At 71.0% G+C, this 23343-nt stretch carries 16 protein-coding genes and 1 pseudogene; 6 read left to right on the top strand and 11 right to left on the bottom strand.

From position 1 onward, the window contains the following. Positions 1–427: 427 nt before the first annotated feature. Together F1599_RS15060 and F1599_RS15055 are read left to right on the top strand one after the other, a co-directional pair. Positions 428–1711: a glycosyltransferase family 87 protein gene (locus F1599_RS15060; RefSeq protein WP_150083606.1), complete on the top strand. Its 1284-nt coding sequence runs from the start codon at positions 428–430 to the stop codon at positions 1709–1711. Between the two features lie 220 nt (positions 1712–1931). Next, positions 1932–2978 carry a glycosyltransferase family 2 protein gene (locus tag F1599_RS15055; RefSeq protein WP_149316912.1) on the top strand — a complete coding sequence of 349 codons (1047 nt, stop codon included), beginning with the start codon at positions 1932–1934 and terminating at the stop codon, positions 2976–2978. A 30-nt stretch (positions 2979–3008) separates the two neighbouring features. On the opposite strand, the gene F1599_RS15050 is transcribed toward F1599_RS15055, so the two are convergent. The 4 genes from F1599_RS15050 to F1599_RS15035 form a co-directional block, all read right to left on the bottom strand. Beyond that, positions 3009–3785, bottom strand: coding sequence for a class I SAM-dependent methyltransferase (locus tag F1599_RS15050; protein ID WP_149316913.1), 777 nt, complete (start codon positions 3783–3785; stop codon positions 3009–3011). 9 nt (positions 3786–3794) lie between these two features. Beyond that, on the bottom strand, positions 3795–5843 hold the full coding sequence (locus F1599_RS15045) for a GtrA family protein (RefSeq protein WP_150083604.1): 2049 nt from the start codon (positions 5841–5843) through the stop codon (positions 3795–3797). Between the two features lie 71 nt (positions 5844–5914). After that, positions 5915–7291 carry a sigma-54 dependent transcriptional regulator gene (locus F1599_RS15040; protein WP_149316915.1) on the bottom strand — a complete coding sequence of 459 codons (1377 nt, stop codon included), beginning with the start codon at positions 7289–7291 and terminating at the stop codon, positions 5915–5917. A gap of 905 nt (positions 7292–8196) precedes the next feature. Continuing rightward, positions 8197–9117, bottom strand: coding sequence for a LysR substrate-binding domain-containing protein (locus F1599_RS15035; RefSeq protein ID WP_149316916.1), 921 nt, complete (start codon positions 9115–9117; stop codon positions 8197–8199). A gap of 165 nt (positions 9118–9282) precedes the next feature. Here F1599_RS15035 and F1599_RS15030 point away from each other — a divergent pair, with 165 nt between their 5' ends. Next, a complete protein-coding gene (locus F1599_RS15030; protein ID WP_150083603.1) occupies positions 9283–10548 on the top strand; it encodes an MFS transporter in 1266 nt (421 codons plus the stop codon). Positions 10549–10650: 102 nt separating this feature from the next. On the opposite strand, the gene F1599_RS15025 is transcribed toward F1599_RS15030, so the two are convergent. The 4 genes from F1599_RS15025 to hemL form a co-directional block, all read right to left on the bottom strand. Further along, positions 10651–11178, bottom strand: coding sequence for a TPM domain-containing protein (locus F1599_RS15025; protein ID WP_149316918.1), 528 nt, complete (start codon positions 11176–11178; stop codon positions 10651–10653). A gap of 12 nt (positions 11179–11190) precedes the next feature. Continuing rightward, on the bottom strand, positions 11191–12018 hold the full coding sequence (locus tag F1599_RS15020; RefSeq protein WP_150083614.1) for a TPM domain-containing protein: 828 nt from the start codon (positions 12016–12018) through the stop codon (positions 11191–11193). Positions 12019–12092: 74 nt separating this feature from the next. Then, positions 12093–12737 carry a LemA family protein gene (locus F1599_RS15015; RefSeq protein WP_149316919.1) on the bottom strand — a complete coding sequence of 215 codons (645 nt, stop codon included), beginning with the start codon at positions 12735–12737 and terminating at the stop codon, positions 12093–12095. 217 nt (positions 12738–12954) lie between these two features. Next, on the bottom strand, positions 12955–14247 hold the full coding sequence (gene hemL / locus F1599_RS15010; protein ID WP_150083602.1) for a glutamate-1-semialdehyde 2,1-aminomutase: 1293 nt from the start codon (positions 14245–14247) through the stop codon (positions 12955–12957). A 201-nt stretch (positions 14248–14448) separates the two neighbouring features. Between hemL and F1599_RS15005 the strand changes: the two genes are divergently transcribed. Then, positions 14449–14619 (top strand): rubredoxin, encoded by a 171-nt coding sequence (locus F1599_RS15005; protein WP_006577065.1) that lies wholly within the window; start codon positions 14449–14451, stop codon positions 14617–14619. Positions 14620–14716: 97 nt separating this feature from the next. Here F1599_RS15005 and F1599_RS15000 read toward each other — a convergent pair whose 3' ends face one another. Then, positions 14717–14959, bottom strand: a complete 243-nt coding sequence (locus F1599_RS15000) for a hypothetical protein (RefSeq protein ID WP_006577064.1) — start codon at positions 14957–14959, stop codon at positions 14717–14719. Continuing rightward, positions 14952–16388, bottom strand: a complete 1437-nt coding sequence (locus tag F1599_RS14995; protein WP_150083601.1) for an aldehyde dehydrogenase family protein — start codon at positions 16386–16388, stop codon at positions 14952–14954. The genes F1599_RS15000 and F1599_RS14995 overlap by 8 nt, the downstream gene beginning before the upstream one ends. Positions 16389–16649: 261 nt before the next feature. On the opposite strand from F1599_RS14995, the gene ppa reads away from it, so the two are divergent. After that, a complete protein-coding gene (gene ppa, locus F1599_RS14990) occupies positions 16650–17177 on the top strand; it encodes an inorganic diphosphatase (protein ID WP_006577062.1) in 528 nt (175 codons plus the stop codon). A gap of 72 nt (positions 17178–17249) precedes the next feature. Here the strand turns inward: ppa and F1599_RS14985 are convergent, their stop codons facing one another. Then, complete coding sequence (locus tag F1599_RS14985; protein WP_190286363.1) at positions 17250–18836, bottom strand: ankyrin repeat domain-containing protein; 1587 nt, start codon at positions 18834–18836, stop codon at positions 17250–17252. Between the two features lie 172 nt (positions 18837–19008). On the opposite strand from F1599_RS14985, the pseudogene F1599_RS26600 reads away from it, so the two are divergent. Then, a pseudogene (locus tag F1599_RS26600) lies at positions 19009–20964 on the top strand (DUF294 nucleotidyltransferase-like domain-containing protein); the annotation flags it as partial. Positions 20965–23343: the final 2379 nt, after the last annotated feature.

Genomic DNA, 23343 nt, shown 5'->3' with positions numbered 1-23343 from the left:
GTGCCGGGATGCCCGCCTCATCCTTTCGCACGAGGATGGCGATGATGCGTGCCCGCCCGTTGCGCGGCGATTGCCATCCGTCTGGCGCAGCCGGTTTGCGCCGGCGCCGTGTTTCCCGCTTGAAACGTTGCCGCGTGCCGCGGCGTTGCATGAAGCCGCGTCGGCACGCCTGGCGCGCTGACGGACACGACGGCCAGGCGACCGCAAGCACCGCGCCGGCGCGCCAGCGCGCGCTCGCATCGGCCGCTCGCATCGGCGAATGCGGCGGTTCGCCGTGCCGTGCTTCCGCGCGGAAACGCCGGCGTGCAAACCGCCTCGATCGTCGCGGCCCCGTCGGGCGGCGCGCCTTGCGCCGCGGGCCGCGTCTGATAGAACAAGGACAACGCGATGCCGCGTCGCCGTGCCCATTCCCCTTCCGAGCGACCCCATGACCCTCGAACGCGCCTCGATTGCCAACACACTGCCCACCGCGCGCGGACACTGGCTGACGCTGGAGCGTGTGCGGCTGTACGCCGGCGCGATGCTGCTGGCGCAATGCCTTATCCTGGTGGCATGGGCCTGGATCACGCGTGGCTTCACGGCAGACACCATCGTTCGGCCAGGTGCCGACTTCTCGGTGTTCTGGAGCGCCTCGCATCTGCTGCGCGGCGCCGGCGCGCTGGCGGTCTACGACTATGCGCAGCTGCAGCCGGTGATCGCCGCGCATGGCGCCGTGCCGCCCGACTCGGGCTTCTATCTGCCGTGGCTCTATCCGCCGACCTTCCTGTGGGTCGTGCTGCCGCTGTCGCTGCTGCCGTTCGCATGGAGCTACGTCGCCTTCATCGGCCTGTCCGCGGCCGGCTATGTCGCCGCGCTGCTGCGCCTGGCCGCACTTGCCTCGCCGCCACGCGCGGCGCGCGGCGCGATCGTGATGGCGCTGCTCGGCTTCCCTGGCCTGTTCCTGGCGGCGACCATCGGCCAGAACGCGCTGCTGACCGCGGCGCTCGCCGCATGGGCGCTGGTGCTGCTGCCGCGCCGGCCGTTGCTGGCCGGCGTGCTGATCGGCCTGCTGGCGATCAAGCCGCAGCTGGCACTGATGTTTCCGGTGGCATTGATCGCCGGGCGCGAATGGCGCGCGCTGGGGGCCGCGGCGGTCACGGCGGGAGCGCTGGCCGCCGCGAGCGTCGCGGCGTTCGGCTGGCAGACGGTCCCGGCCTTCGTGAGCGCCACCGCGCAGGTCACCGACCTGCTGATTCAGGAAGGCATCCGTGCCTGGTACGTCAGCCCGACGCTGGTGGCCTCGGTGCGGCTTGCCGGCGGCCCGCCCGCGCTGGCCTATGCGCTGCAGGCGGTGCTGACGCTGGCGACGGCCGGCGCGCTGGCCTGCGTATGGCGCCGCCATCGCGACACCGGCTTGCGCACCGCCGCGCTGGCCTTGGCGGCGATGCTGGCCACACCCTATCTCTGGTACTACGAGCTGGCGTGGCTCGGCATGGCGGTGGCGGGCCTGGCGGGGGAGGGCGTGCGGCGCGGCTGGATGCCGGGCGAGCGTCTGCTGCTGGCCGCGCTGTGGTGCATGCCGATGCTGATGTTCGCCAATGCGCTGGCGCAGCAGTGGCAGGGCGGGGTGCAACTGCTCGCGCTGGGCATGGCCGCGGTGCTGCGGCGCGCCTGGCGGACGGACACCGATACGGGCAGCAAGGGCGGGGGGACGGGACATGTCGCGACATGACAGGATCGGCGCCGCAAGCCAGCGCCGCCGCGAGGACACGGGGGCAGGGAGGAGGATCGCCGGGGGCGCCGTCGAGGGCGCCCCCAAGGGCGGCAATGTCGGCGGTGGCAATCACGTCCGCTCTGATGGCGGCCCTCATGGAGGCTGTCACGGTGTCTTCCATGGCGGCCTCGGCGGCGAGGGTACGACCGAGGGGGCCGTCGGCGCGCCGGCCGGATCCATGGGCGCCGCGCGCCCCGACCGCCAGACGCCGTGGCACCGCGATACCCGGCTGCTGTCGGTGGTGGCGCCCTGCTACAACGAGAGCGACGCCATCGTGCCGTTCTTCTCGCGTGTGATCCCGGTGCTCGAGGCGATCCCGGGCATCCGCTTCGAGATCGTCTGCGTCAACGACGGCAGCGCCGACGACACGCTGCCGCGGCTGCTGGCGCAGGCACGCGCCGATGCGCGCATCCGCGTGATCGACCTGACCCGCAACTTCGGCAAGGAGGCCGCCCTGACCGCCGGCATCGACGAGGCGTTCGGCGATGCGGTGGTGCCGATCGACTTCGACCTGCAGGACCCGCCCGAACTGATCGGCGAGATGGTGGCGCGCTGGCGCGAAGGCGCCGAGGTGGTGCTGGCGCAGCGCATCGACCGTGCCTGCGATTCGTGGCTCAAGCGCGTGACCGCCGGCGCCTACTACCGGCTGCACAACCGCATGTCGGAACTGCGGCTGCCCGAGAACGTCGGCGACTTCCGGCTGATGGACCGCGCCGTGGTCAACGCGCTGAAGAGCCTGCCGGAGCGGCGCCGCTTCATGAAAGGCCTGTTCGCCTGGGTCGGCTTCCATACGGTGACGCTGCCGTACACGCGCGAGCCCCGCAGCGCCGGGCAGTCGAAGTTCTCCGGCTGGCGGCTGTGGAATTTCGCGCTGGAGGGCATCACCAGCTTCAGCACGGTGCCGCTGCGCTGCTGGACCTATATCGGCGTGGCCGTCGCCTTCGCCGCCTTCTGCTATGGCAGCTTCATCGTCGGCCGCACGCTGTGGCTGGGCGTCGACGTGCCGGGCTACGCCTCTCTGCTGTGTGCGCTGCTGTTCTTCGGCGGGCTGCAGCTGATCGGCGTCGGCGTGGTGGGCGAATACGTCGGCCGCATCTATCACGAGACCAAGGGCCGTCCGATCTATCTGGTGCGCCGGCGCTACCAGGAGCGGCCGGCGACGCAGGGGCTCGGCGGCCGCCGCGTGATCGAGCTGTCCGCCGTGCAACGGGCGCGCACGCGCTGATTCCGCGGCGTTCTGCTTTGCTCCCTGTTGTCAGACGGCACGCGCGACTGCGAGCAGCGATACGCCGAACGGCAAGGTGCCGCGCCGCAGCCAGTGCCGCTCGCTGCGGAACAGCGTGTACAGCAGCGCGTTCAGCAGGGCGGGCGGCATCGCCGTGCCGGTCGAGCCGCCGGCCTCGCCCGGCACGCCGTGCTCGGGCAGGCGCGCGTGCAGCAGGTCGCGCAGCCGGTCGTGCCAGCGTGCCGCCACCGCCAGCGGAAACAGCACGGTGTTGAAGTAGCTCACCGTTTCCACGCACAGTCCCGCGTTGCCGAGCCGCGTGGTCAGCGCCGTTCGGCGATAGCGGCGCTGATGGTGCAGGAACACGTCATGCCGGCTCCATAGCCACGGATGCGCCGGCACCGTGATCAGCGCCGCGCCGCCGTGCCGCAGCAGCGAGCGCACCGCCAGCAGCGCGCCGGCATCGTCGGCGATGTGTTCGAGGCAGTCGAGCAGGCAGACCAGGTCGAAGCTGCCCGGGCGGTATGGCATCGCGTCGGGGCAGCGGCCGTCGGCGATGGCATAGCGGCCCGCGGTCTTGGCCACGGCGAGCCGGCGGGCCATCGCGTCCATCTCGAGGCCGCTGACGGTGCCGAAGCGCGCCAGCATGTCGAGATTGCCGCCGGTGCCGGCGCCGATCTCCAGGATGGCGGCGCCGGGCGGCAGCGCCAATTGCTCGAGCACCGCGGCGACGATGTCGCGGCGCGCGCGGAACCACCAGTGATCGGCTTCGGTCTGCGCCATTTCGAGATAGGCTTGCGGCGACATGGTGGTCTCCTAGGGAAGCGGCCGCCCGGATGGCGGCGGGCAATCGCGCGTGGCGTACAGCGACCAGTCGCCGGCCGTACGCAGCCGTTCCACGCGGCAGTCGGCCGCGGCGAAATAGCCGGCAGGCAGCGGCGTCGCGCGCCGTACGAACAGGTAGCGATAGCGTCCGGCATCGTGGCGGTGCCAGTCGAAGTTGGCCGGGAACGCGTTGTCGAGCATGTCGGCGGGATCGAGCGGCGGCGCATGGCCGCTGCGATAGCGGACGATCTGCGGCAGGAACCAGGCGAAGTTGAAGTCGACCAGTCCGTGCCGCCGCGCCTGGTACCACAGCGGGAAGTGCTGATAGGCGCCGGGATGCGCGGCGGCCGCGCTGCCCGCATCGAAGACCAGCATCAGCGCACGCTGGCCCGGCGCGGCCGCGGCGAGCACCGCGTCGAAATCGCGCGTCTCCGCGCCGAACGCCAGCGTGCGCCTGGCCTGCCAACCCAGGTGCAGTGCGCAGGCCGCGCACAGCGCGAGCGCGCACCAGCGCGCAGCCATCGCGCGGCGCGGACCGTTCGTGCTCGTCGGCGCCGCGAACAGCAGCGCATAGCACGGCAGCAGCAGGATGCCGAAGCGCTGGAACAGGAAGGCGGTGCGCATCGCGTAGTGCGGCACGCACAGCCAGACCAGCAGCACGGCCGCAAGAGGCAGCCAGGCCTGCGGTAGACGCCAACGCGGCCGCAGGCCCATCGCCCACGGCGCAGCCAGCATCAGCAGCGTGGCCAGCGCGAAGGGCAGATGCGTCGACCACGCGCCCCAGGGCGAGACCAGCAGCAACGGCACGCGCATCCAGTCCCAGCGCCATTCGACCGCGGGCCACGCGTAATCCAGCGTGGCGTCGAACCGCTGCGCGTGCCATGCGTACAGCAGCGCGACCAGGCCCAGCAGCGCGTACGGCATCAGCGCGCGCAGCACGATGCGCGGCGTGTGCGAGGAGCGGGCGCGGTGGGCACCGTCGCTACGGCGGGCACGGCAAACGATGCCACCCAGTCCGATCAGCGTGCAGGCGCCGCCCACCGCGCAGGCGAACAGGAAGACGAGCCCATGCGCGACGAACAGCAGCGCGCCGCCGGCCACGATCATGGCGCCGGTACGCAGCGTGGGCGTACGCGCATGGCGCCATGCGGGCAGCAGGAACAGCAGGCCGAGCGGCACCGCCAGCAGGAAGGTCAGGAAGCCCCATTCATAGGCGAAGCCGAAGAATCCCGGCACGAACAGCCAGTCCAGCCGCGCATCGGCGCCAAGCTGCCGGCGCAGCGCGATACAGGCGCCGATACAGGCGAGATAGGCCAGCGACAGCAGCAGCTTCAGCGCGGCCGTCACCGGCATCCACCACGACAGCGCCAGCGCCGCGCCATAGCCGAGCAGGTAGGGCGTGAACGGATTGATGCGCAGGTCCTGCTGCCATGGCGAGGTACCGGCCAGCAGGTCGCGCAGCGCGGCGATCTGGCCGGCATGCTGCGGCAGGTCGATCATCGGGGGATACGGCGCAAGCCAGGGCAGGGCGGAGCCGGCCGCGACGGCAACGACGAACGGCGCGTTGGCCATGACGGCGCGCGCTGCCGCGATGCGCGTGGCGCGGCCGATCTTCTTCCGCTGCGTGCAGCCCACATGTCCGCGAAACGCCCAATGCCGCGCCCCCAGGTACGTCAGCCCCGTATAGACGGCCATGCCGCCGAGTTGCGCCAGCAGGCTGCGCGGCGCCAGCACGTTCGACAGGGCCAGCACCGTCGCCAGGTTGGCCAGGTAGCCGAGCACGCAGACCGCGCCGAAGCGCCACAGGCTTGCCGGCACATGGCCGCGATGCGCGAAGGTCCAGCGCCGGTTCAGCGCGAAGCTCCACAGGAAGCCGACCGCATAGCCGGCGGCATTGGCCGCGGCCGGATGCCAGTCCAGCCCGCGCAGCGCCAGCCAGATGGCGGCGAAGCCGAGCACGGAATTGCTGGCGCCGACCAGCAGGTAGCGCAGGCCGGTGTGGCGGACGGCGGCGCGCGGCCGGGCGGTGGCGGATGGCATGCGGGCAGACTCGATCGGGGCGCGGGGCAGGGTGCGGGTGCGGGGTCCAGGCGGCGAGGGGGCAGCAGCGCTCAGCCCTCGCGTACCACCAGCCCGAGGTCCTGCCTGCGTATCTGGAGCTTGTAGTCGCGCATCAAGCGGAACAGCGTCACCCGCGACACGCCCAGTTCGGCGGCGACATCGATCAGCCGCTCGTGATGGCGTTGCAGCGCCTCGCGGATCGCGTTGCATTCGGCCGCCTCGCGCACCGCGGCGAGCGTGCAGGGATGCGCCTCGGCGGGCGGCTGCAGGTCCAGATCGGCGGGGCGGATCACGCCGCCTTCGCACATTGCCGCGGCATGGCGGATGCGGTTGATCAGCTCGCGCACATTGCCCGGCCACGGATGCACGGCCATCGCGCGCATCGCCGAGTTGGAGAACCCCTTGATGCGTGCCGGCGCCTGCCTCCGGATCTCGCCGAGCACATGCTCGGCCAGCAGCACGATGTCGCTGCCGCGCTCGCGCAGCGCGGGCTGGCGGATGCGCAGCACGCACAGCCGGTGATACAGGTCCTGGCGGAAGCGGCCGGCCGCTACGGCCGCCTCGAGATCGACGTGCGTGGCCGAGACGATGCGCGCATCGACGGCGACCGAGTCCGTGCCGCCCAGCCGTTCGATGCAGCCCGTTTCGAGAAAGCGCAGCAGGCTGGTCTGGCTCTCGAGCGGCATGTCGCCGATCTCGTCGAGAAACAGCGTGCCGCCCTGGGCCAGCTCGATGCGGCCCGGCTTGCGCTTGAGCGCGCCGGTGAACGCGCCGCGCTCGTAGCCGAACAGTTCGGACTGCAGCAGCGCGGGCGGGATCGCGGCGCAGTTCAGCGCGACGAACGGTTGCGCGGCACGCGGCGAGGCGCGATGGATCGCCTGCGCGGCCAGTTCCTTGCCGGTGCCCGATTCGCCGCCGATCAGCACCGGCGCGTCCCAGCGCGCAACCTTGGCGATGCCGCGGAACAAGGCCTGCATCGCCTCGCATTCGCCCACCATGCCGGCCGGGCCCGGTACACGCGCGTTGGGTGCCAGGCTGTCGTGGCGCAGCTGGACCATGCCCCAGGCGTGGCCCAGACCCTGGGCCAGCGTCGCCGATTCGAATGGCGCGGTCAGATAGTCGATGAAATACAGCCCCAGCAGCCGGCGCGCCGTCGGCGTCAGCCGGTCGCGACAGCCGACCATCGCGATCCACGCAATGTTGGGCTGCGCGAACCAGGGTTCGAGCGCCTCCAGATCGGCGTCGCCGATATCGCCGCCGAGGTCGAGCAGGCCGGCGATCGGCTGCTCCTCCAGCGGGTGTGCTTCCACCTCGTGCGGGGTGGCGGCGAACAGCAGCTTCCAGCCACGCTGGCTGAGGAAGCGGCAAAGATTGGCTTCGTGGTGCTGCGATACGAACAGCAGCGGGCGGGTGATGGCGCCGCTCATGATGATTCCCCCGGATTCTTCTTATTGCCGAGGCAGACGCGGACAACGTCCCGCGCCTGCCACGGTTCCGGCCGGCGGCGGGCCGTCCCAGACAGACGTGCCCGTCGCCGTTCTCCGCTCGCGCGAAGATGCCCATCCCCAACCAGGCAATGTGCAACCTCCCATTGCCTGACCGCTGCTTCAAACATGACCAGTGGCCAGTGGCGCATCGCCTGTGTTGCGGCGTCGGGCGGTAGCGGTCGTGGTGCCGCCTTGCCGCCCGGCGTTGCGGCGTGCCTTCTTGCGAGGCCGCACGCGTTTTTGTAACGATTCACCCAGCGACGAGCGTGCCACGCACTATAAGTCCTTGATTTTTATTGCGTTTATTTCTGCGCACTTGTTACATCGATGAAATCTTGTAACACCATGTATCCGACCTGGAACGGTGGCCTGTTTCGGCGTGATGCACTCCAGTGCATCAGTCGCGAAGGATGAGGCGAACGATTCTTATTCTTCGGGATGAAAGTGGCGCAGGAGGCGGTTCTTTGGATGCGCTCCGGCGGATGGCTTCATCGGCACGATTGACCGGGCAGGGTTTTCGCCGATGTGACAGCGCGTCCGCCGAGATGCCGAATGGTTGCGTTTGCTTTACAGCGTGGTGCCACCGGTGAAACGGCAAGGCGGAACCCTGCATACGCCACGCCATCGCGGCATCGCCCGGATGGGCGGCCCGGCGCATGGGGCACCGGGGGCGGGCAGAGGGCGCCCGATGCCCATGCGGGGCGCCAACGCCGGCCGGTCTCATCCATTCGGCGTAGGCGGTGCGCCTACGGCATGGCCCTGCGCGGGCTGGCCAAAGTGTTCCGATCCTGAAACAAAGCGGCGCCGAAGGAATACCCGGTGCCCGTCGCCGATACGCCGCTGTGTCAGTCGGCGGCGCCGGCATCGGGTACGCGCGACGCCTCGATCTGCTGCCGCAGCCACGCGTGCATGCGCCGGATCGCGCTTTCGTGCGGATGGCCTTCGCGCCAGATCATCCAGTACTGCAGCGTCGACGGAATGCGCGTGGGCCCGATCTGCACCAGCGCGCCGCTGACCAGATAGTCGTGGGCCAGCAGCGCGCGCGCCGTGGCCACGCCGACGCCGGCCACCGCCGACTGCAGCAGCATGCCGGCATCCTGGAAGATCGGCCCGCGCTCCGGCTCGTTCGTCGGCAGGCCGGCCTGCTCGAGCCAGTCGCGCCAGGAACGCAGCGCGAAGCGCAGCATCGGCAGGCGCGGCAGGTCGGCCACCGTGAAGCCCGGATAGCGGGCCAGCAGCGCGGGACTGGCCACCGCGATGACGGTGTCCTCGATCAGCCGGTGGCATTCGAAGCCGGGCAGGTCGACGCGCTGGTGCCAGATGCCGACGTCCACCGAATACGGGTCCGGCGGCGGGATCTCGGCATGCAGGCGCAGGTGCACGTCCAGCATCGGCATCGCCTCGTACAGGCTGGGCAGCCGCCGGATCAGCCAGGCGTTGGCCAGGTCCGCCATCACGCTGACCTCGAGCCGGACGGCGGGCTGCTCGCCCTCGCCGCCGGCCTCGTTCAGCGCCTGCTGCAGGCCATCGAGCGCCGCGCGTACGCGCTCGGCCAGCCGCGCGCCGACGCTGGTGGGCAGCATGCGGGCGCCGGCCCGCTGGAACAGCTTGGTGCCCAGGCTCTGCTCCAGCGCGCGCACATGGTGGCTGATCGCGCTGTGCGTCAGCGCCAGTTCCTCCGCGGCGCGCGAGAAGCTGCGATGGCGCGCCGCCGCCTCCAGCGCGCGCAGCGCCTGCAGCGGTGGAAGATGCGGAACCTGGGCCATGGTGTCGAGGGAAGGGAGGGAGGAAACCGGGAGGGGCGAAGCCGAGATCGAGGAAACCGAGATGGAGACAGCGGCACAATCGAACGTCGGCCGTCAAATTTTACTCACAATCCGGGCGGGAATTCTTCGTTGGTGCCGGCGGGCCGGAGCGCCGACAATCCGCGCATGACAACCGCAACGCTTTCTCCTTCCGGACTTCCCGCCGCGGCCAACGGCCTGCGCTGGCGCGTGCTGGCGATCTTCTCGCTCGGCTTCTTCGTCTCCTACGTCTATCGCGGGGTCAATTTCGGCTTCGCGCCGTACCTGTCGCGCGAGCTGGGACTGTCGGCCAGCGATCTGGGGCTGCTGACCAGCTGCTACTTCCTCGGCTTTGCCTGCGCGCAATTGCCGGCCGGCCTGCTACTGGACCGCTTCGGTCCGCGCCGCACCGAGGCGGCCTTGCTGCTGGTGGCGGCGGCCGGCACGCTCCTGTTCGCGCTGGGCGAGGGCATGGCCGCGCTGGCGGCGGGGCGCATGCTGATCGGCGTGGGCGTGTCCGTCTGCCTCGGCGCCGCGATCCAGGCGCTGTCGATGTGGTTTCCGCTGTCGCGCATGCCGCTGCTGAACGGGCTGGTGATGGCCATCGGCGGCCTCGGCGCGGTGGTCGTCGGTACGCCGCTCGACTGGCTGTTGTCGCTGGTGGATTGGCGCGCGGTCTGCATGGGCCTGGGCGGCGTCACGCTGGCGATGGCGCTGCTGCTGTGGTTCGGCGCGCCCGAGGCCGCGCGGCCCGGCGCACGCGAGAGCCTGGGCGCGCAATGGCGCGGCACCGTGGCGATCCTGCGCAGCGCGCCGTTCTGGCGCGTGGTGCCGCTGACGCTGCTGAACCAGGGCGTGTTCCTCGCGGTGCAGAGCCTGTGGGTCGGCGCCTTCCTGCGCGATGTCGGCGGCGTGGAGCCGGCCCAGGCCGCGAGGCTTGTCTCGCTGATCGGCTTCGCGATGATGGGCGGCTGCGTGGTGACCGGCTGGGCCGCGCGCCATCTGGAGCGGCTCGGCGTCAGCCTGTACGCGTTCGCGGGCGCCGGCATGACGATGTTCATCGTGGTGCAGGGGCTGCTGATGGCCGGCGCGCCGCTGCCCGCGTGGCTGCTGTGGTCGGGTTACGGCGTGTTCGGCTCGACCGGCATCCTGACCTACGCGGTGCTGGCGCGCCAGTTCGACGGCGCGATGATCGGGCGCGCGACCACCGCGCTGACGCTGACGGTGTTCCTGGCGATCTTCCTCTGCCAGCTCGGCATCGGCATGGTGCTGGACCTGTGGCCGGCGGTGGCGGGCCGCTATCCGGTGCGCGCGCATCTGGCCGCATGGGCCGTGCTGGTCGGGCTGCAGGCGCTGGCCGCGATCTGGTACTGGATGGGCGCGCGGCGGTATCGCGGCGCGGCCGCGGCATAACGCGGGAACGCCGCGGCGCAGGCGCGCATGAACGCCCGCGGGCAGGAGCGCCGGTGCGCCGGTGCGCCAGGAAGGCGGGAGCGCCGGTAGCGGCGCCCCCCGTTACAGCACGATCGGCCGGTCGTCGAGCTCGTTCGGATTGCCGTCGCCGTGCTGCGGGAAGTGCCGGGCCAGCAGCGCGTGGACCTGTGCCACCGTGGCGAGCACGGGCTCGATCGACAGATCGCTGGCGAGACCATGTGCCAGCGACTGGCACAGCGCGGCCCAGGTCTCGTGCTCGACGCGGGCATCGATGCCGCGGTCGGCGAGCAGCTCGACCGCATGATCGGCCAGGTTGATATAGAGCAGCACGCCGGTGTGGTCGGCGGTGTCCCAGACCTCGAGCGCGGCGAATAGTGCGCGGGCGCGATCGCGCGGCGTCACGCCGGCCCAGGCCTGCATCGCGGGCAGGCTCGATTCAATGACCACGCGCACTTCGCCGCGATGCTGGCGTTCGCCGTCGCGCACGGCGCGCTGCAGCCGCGCCAGCGCATCGGGCGGGAAGTGGCGGTGCGCGAACGAGACCGGGGTCAGCGCATGGCGCAGGGCGCGCCGCAGTCCGCCGGCGGGGGAAGGAGAACGGGTAGGCATGATGTCGTTCCCTTACCAGTTGCCGGAAGCGCCGCCGCCATCGAAGCCGCCGCCGCCTCCACCGCCAAAGCCGCCACCGCCGCCGAAGCCGCCGCCACCGAAACCGCCGCCGCCATGATGGCGACCCCAACCGCCACCGAGGCCACCGAGTCCTCCCAGCCCGCCGAGGCCGCCTGCGGCGGCATCCCAGCCGCGCCGGCCGACCACGATCTGCCGGCGGCGTCCGCGCGTGGCGGAGAACAGGAAGAAGGCGATGATCAGCAGCGGAAACAGCACCGGCAGCCAGTCCGCGAGCCCGCTCTGCTGCGCCTGGCGGCGCGTCTGCGGGCCGGGCAGGCCTTCCTTGTCGATGGTCGCCTGGATCGCCGAGATGCCGGCGGCCAGGCCGCCATAGAAATCGTTCTGGCGGAAATGCGGCGCCATGATGTCCTGCAGGATGCGCTTGGACATCGCGTCGGTCAGCGAGCCCTGCACGCCGCGGCCGACTTCGAGCCGCATCTTGCGCAGGCCGGGCGGATTGTCCTTGGCGATCAGCACGATCACGCCGTCGTCGATGCCCTGGCGGCCGGCGCGCCACGCGTCGGCCACGCGGATGCCATAGGCATCGATGGTCTCGGGATCGGTGGTCGGCACCATCAGTACGAAGATCTGGCTGCCGCGCGTGCGCTCGTATTCGGCGAGCACGTTCTCCAGCGCGCTGCGCTGCGCCGGCGCCAGCGTGCCGGTCAGATCGGTGACGCGCTGCGCCAGCGGCGGCACCGCGACGAAGCCGTCGCCCTGGGCACGCGCCGCGCCGGCCACGCCAGGCAGCATCGCCAGCGCGAGCATGGAAGCCAGCATCGGCAACAGCGTGGGCGCCAGCGCTGCCCGCAGCCAGCGCCGAAGTCCTGCGGCGAAGGTCATCGGCACGAGGATCAGAACTTGACCGCCGGCGGCGTCGAGATCGCCTTCTCGTTCTCGACCGTGAACGACGGCTTGACCTCGTAGTTGAAGATCATCGCGGTCAGGTTGGTCGGGAAGCTGCGGGCGAGCACGTTGTAGTCGCGCACAGCGGCGATATAGCGCTGGCGCGCGACCGTGATGCGGTTCTCGGTGCCTTCCAGTTGCGATTGCAGGTCGCGGAAGGCGGCGTCGGCCTTGAGCTGCGGATAGTTCTCGGCGACCGCCAGCAGCCGCGACAGCGCGCCGCTCAGTTCGCCCTGCGCCTGCTGGAAGCGCTGGAAGGCCTGCGGGTCGTTCAGCGTTTCGGGCGTGACCTGGATGCTGGTGGCGGTGGCGCGGGCCTTGGTCACGGCCTCGAGCGTCTCGCGCTCATGCGAGGCGTAGCCCTTGACGGTATTGACCAGGTTCGGAATCAGATCGGCGCGGCGCTGGTACTGGTTGACGACCTCGCCCCAGGCCGCCTTGATGGCTTCGTCCTTGGCCTGGAAGTCGTTGTAGCCGCAGGCGCTCAGCAGGCTCGCCAGCCAGGCCAGCAGCAGCCAGCGCAAGGGGCGCAGCGACAACAGGGAAGACCGCGACGAAGCGAAGGTGGGCGACGAGGAAAGGAAGGCGCGCATCGGAAACTCCGTGGATCATCGGAACGCCAGTGTAGCGCACCGGCCGCTTGATTCATCCACGGAGCGGGCTGGGAGAGGGGGCCGGCGCGGACAGGCAGCGGCGGGAAGCGCGGCCTTGCTGCAGGGCTCACTGCACCGCCCCACTGCGCGGCCTCACCGCACCGCCTCACTGCAGCGCCTCACCGCACCGCCTTGCCGCAGCGCCTCTCTGCCCTCGTTACAGCGCCGCGAAGGCCCGGCGCGCGGCCTCGAAGGTCGCCTCGAGGATCGCGTCGTCGTGCTGCGCGCCGACGAAGCCCGCCTCGAAGGCGGACGGCGCCAGGTAGACGCCGTTGTCCAGCATCGCGTGGAAGAAGCGGTTGAAGCGCGCGGTATCGCATTGCGTGACCTCGGCAAAGCTGGCCGGCACGCCCTCGCGGAAATACAGCCCGAACATGCCGCCGACCGCGTCCGCGGCAAACGGCACGCCCGCGGCGCGCGCGGCCTCGGCCAGGCCATCGGCGAGCTTGCGGGTCTGCGCCGCCAGCCTGTCGTGGAAGCCGGGCGCCTGGATCAGCTTCAGCGTCGCCATGCCGGCCGCCACCGCCAACGGGTTGCCCGACAGCGTGCCGGCCTGGTAGACGCCGCCCAGCGGCGCCAGTTTGGCCATGATGTCGCGCCGGCCGCCGAAGGCCGCCGCCGGCATGCCGCCGCCGATCACCTTGCCCAGGCACGTCATGTCGGGCTTGATGCCGTAGTGCGCCTGCGCGCCGCCCAGCGCGACGCGAAAGCCCGTCATCACCTCGTCGAAGATCAGCACCGCGCCGTCGGCGCTGCACAGCCGGCGCATCGCCTGCAGGAAGGCGTCGCTGGCACGCACCAGATTCATGTTGCCGGCCACCGGCTCGACGATCACCGCGGCGATCTCGCCGGCGTGGCGCGCGAAGGCCTGCTCCAATTGCTCGACGTTGTTGTACTCGAGCACCATCGTGTGGCGCGTGACGTCGGCGGGCACGCCGGCCGACGACGGCGCGTTCTGCGTGGTGTCGGCGAAGGTCAGCAGGCCCGAGCCGGCCTTGACCAGCAGGCTGTCGGCATGGCCGTGATAGCAGCCCTCGAACTTGATGATGAGGTCGCGCCCGGTGAAGCCGCGCGCCAGCCGCAGCGCGCTCATGGTGGCCTCGGTGCCCGACGACACCAGCCGGACCTGCTCGATCGACGGCACCAGCTTGCAGATTTCCTCGGCCATCTCGATCTCGGCCTCGGTCGGCGCGCCGAACGAGAAGCTGCCGGCCGCGACCCGCTGCACCGCACTGACGACCTCGGGGTGGGCATGGCCGACGATCATCGGACCCCACGAACCGATGTAGTCGATGTAGCGCTGGCCATCCGCGTCCCACATGTAGGGACCTTCGGCGCGCTCGATGAAGCGCGGCGTGCCGCCGACCGAGCGGAAGGCGCGCACCGGCGAATTGACGCCGCCGGGAATGGTCTGTTGGGCGCGGTCGAAAAGCTGCTGGTTTCGTGACATGTCGTGATCTGCCTGGAAGAGGAGAGGGGGCGCCGCCGGGAGGGAGGCGGGCGGACGCCAATTCGCGCGAACCGTCTGCGATCGGCTGCAATCCGCGTCAATCGCCATCGATTTCGGCGCCAAATACCGGGATGCCGGTGGCGCGCCGCGCGTCGATTCGGTACCATCTGCGCTGAATTTTAATCGAGACGTCACCACCCTATGGAATACAAGACCTGGATGTGCCTGATTTGCGGATGGATCTACGATGAAGCCGCCGGCGCGCCCGAAGACGGCATCCCGCCCGGAACCAAGTGGGAGGATGTGCCGATCAACTGGACCTGCCCGGAATGCGGCGCCCGCAAGGAAGACTTCGAGATGGTGGCGATCTGAGGGACGGTCCGGCAGGCATCAGGTACGCATTACACGCATCCCCGCACAACGCATCGGCCGACGGTGGCCATCGCCGCCACCGTCCGGCTGGGCCAGCCTAGCCCGAGAACGGCCCGCGCCCACGCAGCGCATTGGCCACCATCATCAGCGCCAGCAGGAACGGCAGCGCGACATACAGGCACCAGTGCACCCGGTCGCCGATCGTTTCGCCCCACTTGCGCTTGAATACCTGCAGCCGCGGCATGCCCGAGGGATTGGTGGCGCGCTTGTGATTGACGTGCCAGGCCATCCAGAAAAAGAAGATGGCGAAGGCGACCGAGAGGAAATTGATATTACCCATGGTGGATGGCGATGGTTTTGAGGGTGGTGAAGCCGTATAGCGCCTCGAAACCCTTTTCGCGCCCGTGGCCCGACTGTCCGGAGCCGCCGAACGGCAATTCGACGCCGCCGCCGGCGCCATAGTTGTTGATGAAGACCTGGCCCGCACGGACCTTGCGGGCCAGCCGCAGCTGGCGCGCACCGTCACGCGTCCAGATGCCGGCCACCAGGCCATAGGGCGTGCCGTTGGCCAGCGCGATTGCGTCCTGCTCGTCGTCGAAGGGCATCGCCGCCAGCAGCGGGCCGAACACCTCCTCCTGCGCCAGCCGGTGCGTCGCGGGCACGTCGCGCAGCAGCATCGGCACCTGGTAGTAGCCGGTCTCGGGCGCGTCGGCGACGATCTGGCCCTGCGCCATCACCGGGATGCCGGCGTGCTGCGCGTCCGAGACGAAGTCCCAGACCCGCTGCTGCTGCTTGCGGCTGATCAGCGGTCCGCATTCGAGGTCCTGCTCGGCGGGGCCGACCCGCAGCGACTCGAACACCATCGCCAGCCGGTCCAGCAGCGCGTCGTACAGCGGCCGCTCGACCAGCAGCCGGCTGCCGGCCGAGCAGGTCTGCCCGGCGTTCTGCACGATGCCGCGCACCACGACCGGCACCAGTGCATCGACATCGGCGTCGGCGAACACGATCTGCGGCGACTTGCCGCCCAGCTCCAGCGTCACCGGCACATGGTTCTCGGCGGCCATCTGCGCGACCAGCTTGCCGGTCTGCGGCGAGCCGGTGAACGACAGATGGTCGATGCCGGGATGGCGCGCCAGCGCGGCGCCGGCTTCGTGGCCATAGCCGGTCACCACGTTCAACGCGCCCTCGGGCAGGCCGACTTCGGCGGCCAGTTCCGCCACGCGCAGCAGCGACAGGCAGGCGTCCTCGGCGGGCTTGACTACGCAGGCGTTGCCGGCGGCCAGCGCCGCGCCGACGCTGCGGCCGAAGATCTGCAGCGGATAGTTCCACGGCACGATATGGCCGGTGACGCCGTGCGGCTCGCGCACGGTCAGCACCGTATAGCCGTTCTGATACGGGATGGTCTGGCCGTGCAGCTTGTCGGCCGCGCCGGCGTAGAACTCGAAATAGCGGGCGATCGCGCGGGCGTCGGCGTGCGCCTGGCTCAGCGGCTTGCCGGTGTCGCGCGCCTCGAGCGCGGCCAGCTCGGCCTCGTGCTCGGCGAGCTTGCGCGCGAGGTCAGTCAGCAGGCGGCCGCGCTCGGCGGCGGACAGCGCGCCCCAGGCGCCATCGAAGGCCTGGCGGGCGGCATAGACCGCGGCGTTGATATCGGTCGCGTTGCCGCGCGCGATCTCGGCGAAGGGCGCGCCGGTGGAGGGGTCGAACACCTTGATGCGCATGCCGGAATCCGGCGCCATCAGGCGGTTGGCAACGAAGTGCTGGGCGTGCATCGTCATGCTCCGGCTGAAATTCCAAGCCGGCATTATCGCCCAGCCGGGCCGCGCGGCTGCAAGGGCGCGCCGCCGGCAGCGCCCCGGCGGAGCGTCTCCAGAGCGTCAGCAGCGCATCGGCAGCGCATCGGCAGCGCGTCGGCAAGGCCGCCGGGCTCGTCCCCGGGCTTGTCAGTTCCCGGTCAGACCGAGCCGCTATAATGCCGGCCATCGTCAAACCTTGGCCAAATACCGGCCGAATACAGGCATCTGGAGAACCGCATGAGCTTCAATCTCGTCCCGCCGGGCAAGGACATCCCGAACGACTTCAACGTGATCATCGAGATCTCGGCCCAGAGCGATCCGGTCAAGTACGAGGCCGACAAGGAAACCGGCCTGCTGTTCGTCGACCGCTTCATCGGCACCGGCATGCGCTATCCGGCCAACTACGGCTTCATTCCGCAGACGCTGTCGGGCGACGGCGACCCGGTCGACGTGCTGGTGATCACTCCGTTCCCGATCCTGGCCGGCGCCGTGGTGCGCTGCCGCGCGCTGGGCATGCTGAAGATGACCGACGAAGCCGGCGTCGATGCCAAGCTGGTCGCGGTGCCGGTCGACAAGCTGTCGCCGGCCACGGCCTACATGAAGGGCCTGTCGGACGTGCCGCAGAACACGCTGGACCAGATCAAGCACTTCTTCGAGAACTACAAGGCGCTCGAGGCCGGCAAGTGGGTCAAGGTCGAGGGCTGGGGCGGCATCGAGGAAGCGCACAAGGAAATCACCGACGGCGTGGCGAACTACAAGAAGTAAGCCGCCGCACGATCCCGCTGCTTGCTCCGATGCTTGCGGCGGGGCGGCGCGCTCTCCCCGGGCGCGCCGCGATCAGAACCATTGCCGCAGGCGCCGCAGCGCCGGCGGCAGACGCGGACCCTGCCTCGCTTTCGAGGCCGAGTCCGCGGCGGCGGCCACCTTCGAGGCCGCGTCGGCCGTGACGGCCACCCTGGCGCCCGTGCCGGCCGCCGTTCCCACCGGCTGTCCCGCCAGTCCTTTCCCTGTCGTTGCTCCGTAGACCCCCGCCGCAGCGGCGTTGGCGGAGGCGTGCACCGCAGGCACCGCCTGTGCCAGCGCGGCCCGCAGCGGCGCACCACAGGCCTGCGCCACCGCCGTCTCGCCGACCATCCCGCTCTGCTGCAATTGCCGGCGCTCGTCCGCGTCCAGCCATTGGCCGGCATCGAGAAAGGCCCGCATCGCTTCGACCCGTCCCATCCGGCAAGCCTCGAAGATCGGCCGCTCGCCCGCGGCATTGCGCGCGTGCGGGTCGGCGCCGCCCGCCAGCAGCAGCGTCACCGTGGCGGCATGGCCCGCGGCGGCGGCCGCATGCAGCGGCGTGCGCTGTTGGCGGTCGCGCTCGGCCAGGCTCGCGCCCTGTTCGAGCAGCCAGCCGATCGCCGAACGGTTGCCGTGATAGGCGGCTTCGTTCAGCGCGCTGCGGCCATTGTCGTCGCGGGCCAGGGGATCGGCGCCCTGGATCTTCAGCCAGGCGAGCAGCGTGCGCGTGCGTTCGCCATGGTCCTCGTGCGTGGCCAGCTGGATCGGCAGGCGGCCCAGCTCGGTGCGCCTGTGTGGATCGGCACCCAGCCGCAACAGCGACACGGCGAGCGCGAGTTCGTGGTGCTCGCAGGCCAGATGGAAGGCATTGCACCCGTCCGGCCCGGGCCGGTCGATGAAGGCCTTGCGCTCGGCGTCCGGCACGGTCTGCAGCACCGCCTGCACGACGTCGAGACGGCCCTGCCTGCAGGCCTGCAGCCAACCCTGGTGCAGCCCCGCGTCGACCACCGTGGCATGGCGCTCGCCGCGCAGCCGCGCCAGCGCCTGCGCGACGCGTGCCTGCTGCTCGACCGTGGGCAGGTTCAAGGCATCGAGCTGGTCTTTCAACTCGCACAGCATGGCTTCGAGCGCGGTCCACTCGTGTTCCAGATCGGCACGCAAGGCTGCCCACCGGGTCGGCGGCCCGAACGAGAAGCGCCGGTGCACGGCCATCTCTTCAGCGAGCCGTCGATCGAAGCGGGCGACGCGGCGCGCCACTTCGTCGGCGTCGAGGCGGACGAAGCCGCTGCCGTCTTCGGCGACCACATGGGCGGTCCTCGCTTCGGGCATGCGAGCCTCGATGGTTTCGCGATAGCGCGCGGCGATCGTGGCGGCCAGCGCGTCGAGTTCGGCGAGATAGCGCCTGGCCAGGGCTTGCTGCGCGTGCGGCGCGGCGGAGTGCGTTTCGTCGGCATCATCGGCCCGATCGTCGCGCAGCAGCGTCAACTGAAGATGCACGACCTGCGAGCGCCGGCTCAGCCATCGCTCCAGTTCCTCGATCGGGGACACCACTGGATGGTGCGCGATGGCGGCCTGCGCCATCTGCTGCGTCAGCGCGTCGGCGCGCGCGCTCAGGGCGTTGTGAGCGGATACGGACAGCATGGCGGTTCTCCGGCTGAGGGGACGCAATACGGGCGCAAAAACCGGCGCAATACCGGCGCAATACCGGCGCAATACCGGCGCAATGTGCGCGCGATACGGACGCAGTACGAACGCAATACGAGCGCAATAAGAGCGCAATACGAGCGCAACGAACTCGACGAACGCGAACGCAATGCGGACGCAATGTGGACGCAATACGGACGAGACCGGACGGGCTCCGAATCTAACGGCCCGCGCCCCGTGCCCTGTCGAATTTGGCATCGTCTCTGTCGCGAATGATCCGCGCCGACTGGTTGTCGGCAGGGGCATCGCCTACCGTTCGCTGCGCCGCCGGCGCCCGCAGCCAGGCGGTGCCATCCATCGAACGGAGCGGGTCCGGGAGGGTTGCATCGCCATGTTCAGCACCGTCAGCACACGTATCGGCATGCTGGTCCAGCTGGGGGCCGGCCTTTCCCCCGGCACGCAGCGGGACGCGCTGCGCGATGCCGTTCTCGCCGGCGACCGGCGGCGGGTCAAGGACCTGCTGGCCGGCATGCCCGCGCTGGCGCGCGCCGTCGACGACGACGGCGACTCGCCGCTGCACTGGGCGGTTCGTGCCGCGGGGCGCCACGACGTCGAGGACTGGCGCGTCATCGTGACCTGCCTCCTGGAAGCGGGTGCGGACTGCAAGGCCAGGAACCGGCAGGGTTTGACGCCGCTCGATCTCGCCGCCCAGGTGCCATACGATCCGGCGGTGCTGGGCGCGCTGCGTGCCGGCGGCCTGCACGCGGCGCACGACGCCGCGGACGAGGCTGCCGATGCCGATGGCCGAATCAATGAAGGCCGCGTCGACGAGGACCGCGGCGACGAGGGCGCGGCACACGACCACGAGGGCATGACGGTCCAGCAGGGCCTGCACGGCATCGCAGGCATGCTGCGCGCGCAGGCCGATCCGCCCGTCGGCGTGCCGCGGCTGCTTGGCAAGCTGGTCGCGCTGTACCGCGACGCCGGCGCCGATTGCGCCAAGGCCTGCCTGTCCTGCTTGCGCCTGCTGCTGCAGCGGTACCCGGCGCTGGACCATACCCGCCGGGACGACATGGTGCCCTTGTACGAGGCGCTGGTGCGGATGTGGACGCGCGGCAGCCATTGGAAGGAGGGCTTCTGCTACGCGCATCACGCGCGGCGCCTGCTGCCCGCCGGCGGCCGCCTCGCCGGGGAGCTCGGCGCGGTGATCGACCGGCTGGAAGCCGCGATGGTGCGCGAGCATCTGTCACAGTGGGCGCCGCGCGCGCAGGTGCAACTGCGTGCCGCACTGTTCGACCTCGGCATGCAGTGCGCGTCGATGGCGGCGCCATTGCGGATGCTGGAGCGCGCGCATTGCCTGTTCCAGGCGGTGGCGCGCGCGGAGGCGCTGATGGCCGCGCACGGCATGGCGCTCGCGCCGGAGGAGGACCCGCGCGAGGCCCTGCCGGCGCGCCAGTTGTCCATCGCGATCGCCGCGGCGCTGGACCGCTTGCGCCGGACCACCCGAGGTGCGATCGACTTCGTCGACGTCGCGCAGCGCGTGCTGCTGCTTGCCGAATCGGCCGGCGCGATCGGCCTGCACGCGCATGGCGCCGCGTGGTGCGACAGCGTGGTGCGCAACGTCGAGCAGGAAGAGTGCGTGGCCTCGCTCAGGAACTACGACTGCGGCGCGCATCGGCGCATGGCGCAGGCCTTGCGCGGCGGATCGATGGTGCCGGGGGCGCCCGCCGATCCGCCACGGCCGGTCTGGCGCACGCTGCGCGACAGCCTCGAGGCCTTGCGGGCCCAGGCCGCGGAGGAGCTGGCGCATGTGGATCTGCCCGATCCGAGCGATCGCGCGGCGTTGCGCGACTGGGAAACCCCGCTGCCCATCGAGGAACTGCAGGAACGGATGACCGCGCGCTACAAGGCGCTGGTCGCGCAGATCGCGCGCGCCTGCCGGCACTGGATGCTGACCGAGCCGCCGTGCGCGTTCGCCATCGTCGGACTGGGCTCGATGAGCCGCGGCGACATGAGTCCGTATTCCGACTTCGAATATGCGCTGCTGCTGGCCGAGCCCGCACCGGCCGGCAGCCTCGCGCAGGCATGGTTCGCCAACTTCGGGCGGCTGTTCGACCTGGCCGTCTGCAGCCTCGGCGAAACGGCGGCGGGCGGCGATCATCCGCTGCCGGCGCCGGGCGGCTTCGAGGTCGACGCCGGCGTGCGGGTGGCGGCGTCGGCGCTGGCCTGGACGGGCACGCCCGAGCAGCTTGCCGACATGCTGCGCCAGCGCAGCACCGCCAACGCCAACGTCCATCCCGATTCGGACCAGGGGCTGCATTTCTCGTTGCTGACGCCATGCCTCGCGCATGGCGAGCCCACGCTGATGCGGCGGCTGTCGGCGGCGATGGCGGCCGTGCTCGACGTGCCGCTGCGCGCGGACGACCCGGGCCGCCTGTGCGCGCGCGAAGATCTGGCGCTGCGCCAGCTGCAGGCCGACATGGTGCGGCTCGGCGACGCGCTGGCGCATCCGCCCGGCGGCGGCCTCGATCTGAAGCACGGCTATCGCGGCCCGTTGGTGCATGCGCTGACGTCGCTGTCGCTGCTGTCCGGCCACCCCGACACGCCGCCGCGCGCGGCGCTGGCGCGGCTCGACGCACTCAAGCGGTTCTCGGCGCCATTCCTGGCCGACTGGCGCTGGGCCATGGCAGCGGTACAGATGCTGCGCTATCGGCTGCAGCTGCAGGCGAACCGGCGCGCGGAACGGGCCGATGCGGCATGGAGCCCGTCGGATCGCCGCATGCTGCAGGCCGTCCACGACCGCGTGGTGCTGCCGCTGCGGGCGGCGCTATCGGCGTTCGCGGGCATCGGTCAACGCCCGCCCTGGCCGGTCGGCGAGGCCGTGCGCGCGCTGCGCCGGCTCGACGACGCCGATCCCGCGCTGCATCCGCTCGTGCTCGGCGCGGCGGGCCGGACGTTGTCGCTGGAGGCGACGCGGAGCCTTGCCGCCACGCTGGCGGTGCGCCGCGCCCCGGCGGCCGAACTGCGCCGCCACTACGAGGCGGCGACGGCCGGCGTGCCGCCCGAGGAGGCCATGCAGCGCTGGAGCGTCTGGCGCGATGCGCTGTGCGCGGTGGCGGGCAACGAAGGCCGGCTGCGCGCACTTGGCCTGGTGCCGTGGCCCGACGGCTGGCGCGCGCAATGGGCCGAACGGCAGGCGGCGTTTCGCGCGCGCCTGGATGGCTGGCTGGCCGACGAGGGGAATGCGGCAGCGGCGGGGGCAAGCGCGAGCGCAAGGGCGGCATGGGGAGCCGCCTGGGATGCGGTGCAGGTGCGAGTTCCGACGTCCCACGCCATCGGCGTACGTACGCTGGTGCCCGAGATCGCGCGGCAGTTGTTCGACGAGCAGGGCAATGTCCTGCCGAAGCCCGCCGGTCAGCCGGGCTCGCACCGCGTGTTGCCGGTCACCTTCGAGGCCGAAGGGCGCGAGCAGGTCTGTTGGGTCAAGTTCGATCCGGAAGCGCCGGGCAGCGAGGCGATATGGCATGCGCTGGACCGCCGCCTGACCGGCGGGCGAGGCATGCCGGCCAGTGTGCCGATGCAGCTGTGCAGCGGCACGCGCATCTTCAATGTGCAGGTCATCGAAGCGGTCGCGGGCCGCTCGCTGGCGCAACTGCTGCGCGAGGAGCCGGCCGCGCTGCGCGCGATCGATGTCGCCTCGTTTACGCGGGCGCTGCTGCGGGAACTGGTCGGCGGGCCCGGCGACGACAAGGCCGACGACTATGTCGTGGTCGAACGCGGTCCGCGTCAGGTGCTGAAGCGGATCGACAACGGGCGCGCCGCCATGGGCGCGATGGGTCTGGCGGCGCCCGGTCGGCACGCGTTGCCGGTGCGCAGCCATCTGTTTTGCCTGGACCAGATGATGCAGCCGCTGGACCTTGCCGTGCTGGAGGAGGTGGGGCGGCTGCAGCCGGACGCGGTGCTGCGCGGCTGGCTCGAGGACGGTGCCCGCTTGCAGCGGGATCTTGGCGCCTTGTTTGCCGGCGCGGAAGGCGGGGACGGGAACGCCATGCCGCCGCATGCGGGCCTGCTGGGCGCGATCCCGGCCGACGCGGTGCCGGCGCTGCGGCAGCGCGTCGAGACCGTCGTCGGCATGGCGGCCTTGGCGGCGCGCATGCGCATCGCGCCAACGGGTATCGCCTGGCTGCGCAGCCTCGCGCCGGAGCTGGCGGTGCCGTATCTGGCGGCGTTCGCGCGCTATCCGGTGCGCGCGAGCGAGCCAGGAGCACCGGCCTCGCGCTTCGCCTGCCTCGACGAGGGGCTTGCCGGCGCGGACGCGGATGGGGGTTATGCCGGCGGCGGAGGCGCCCGAGCAGGGGGCCAGGCAGGCGGCCAGGCAGGCGCCCCGGCAAGCGCACTTGCCGCCCGCTTCGGCCTCACGGCGATCCATCCGCGTCCCCGGGCGCTGCCGTGGCGGCCCGCCGATGCGCTGCAGATCGCGCCGGGCGGCACCATGTCGGCCGCC

This window comes from Cupriavidus cauae (assembly GCF_008632125.1).
Taxonomy (GTDB): Bacteria; Pseudomonadota; Gammaproteobacteria; order Burkholderiales; family Burkholderiaceae; genus Cupriavidus; species Cupriavidus cauae.
This window is presented reverse-complemented; position numbering and strand designations above follow the sequence as displayed.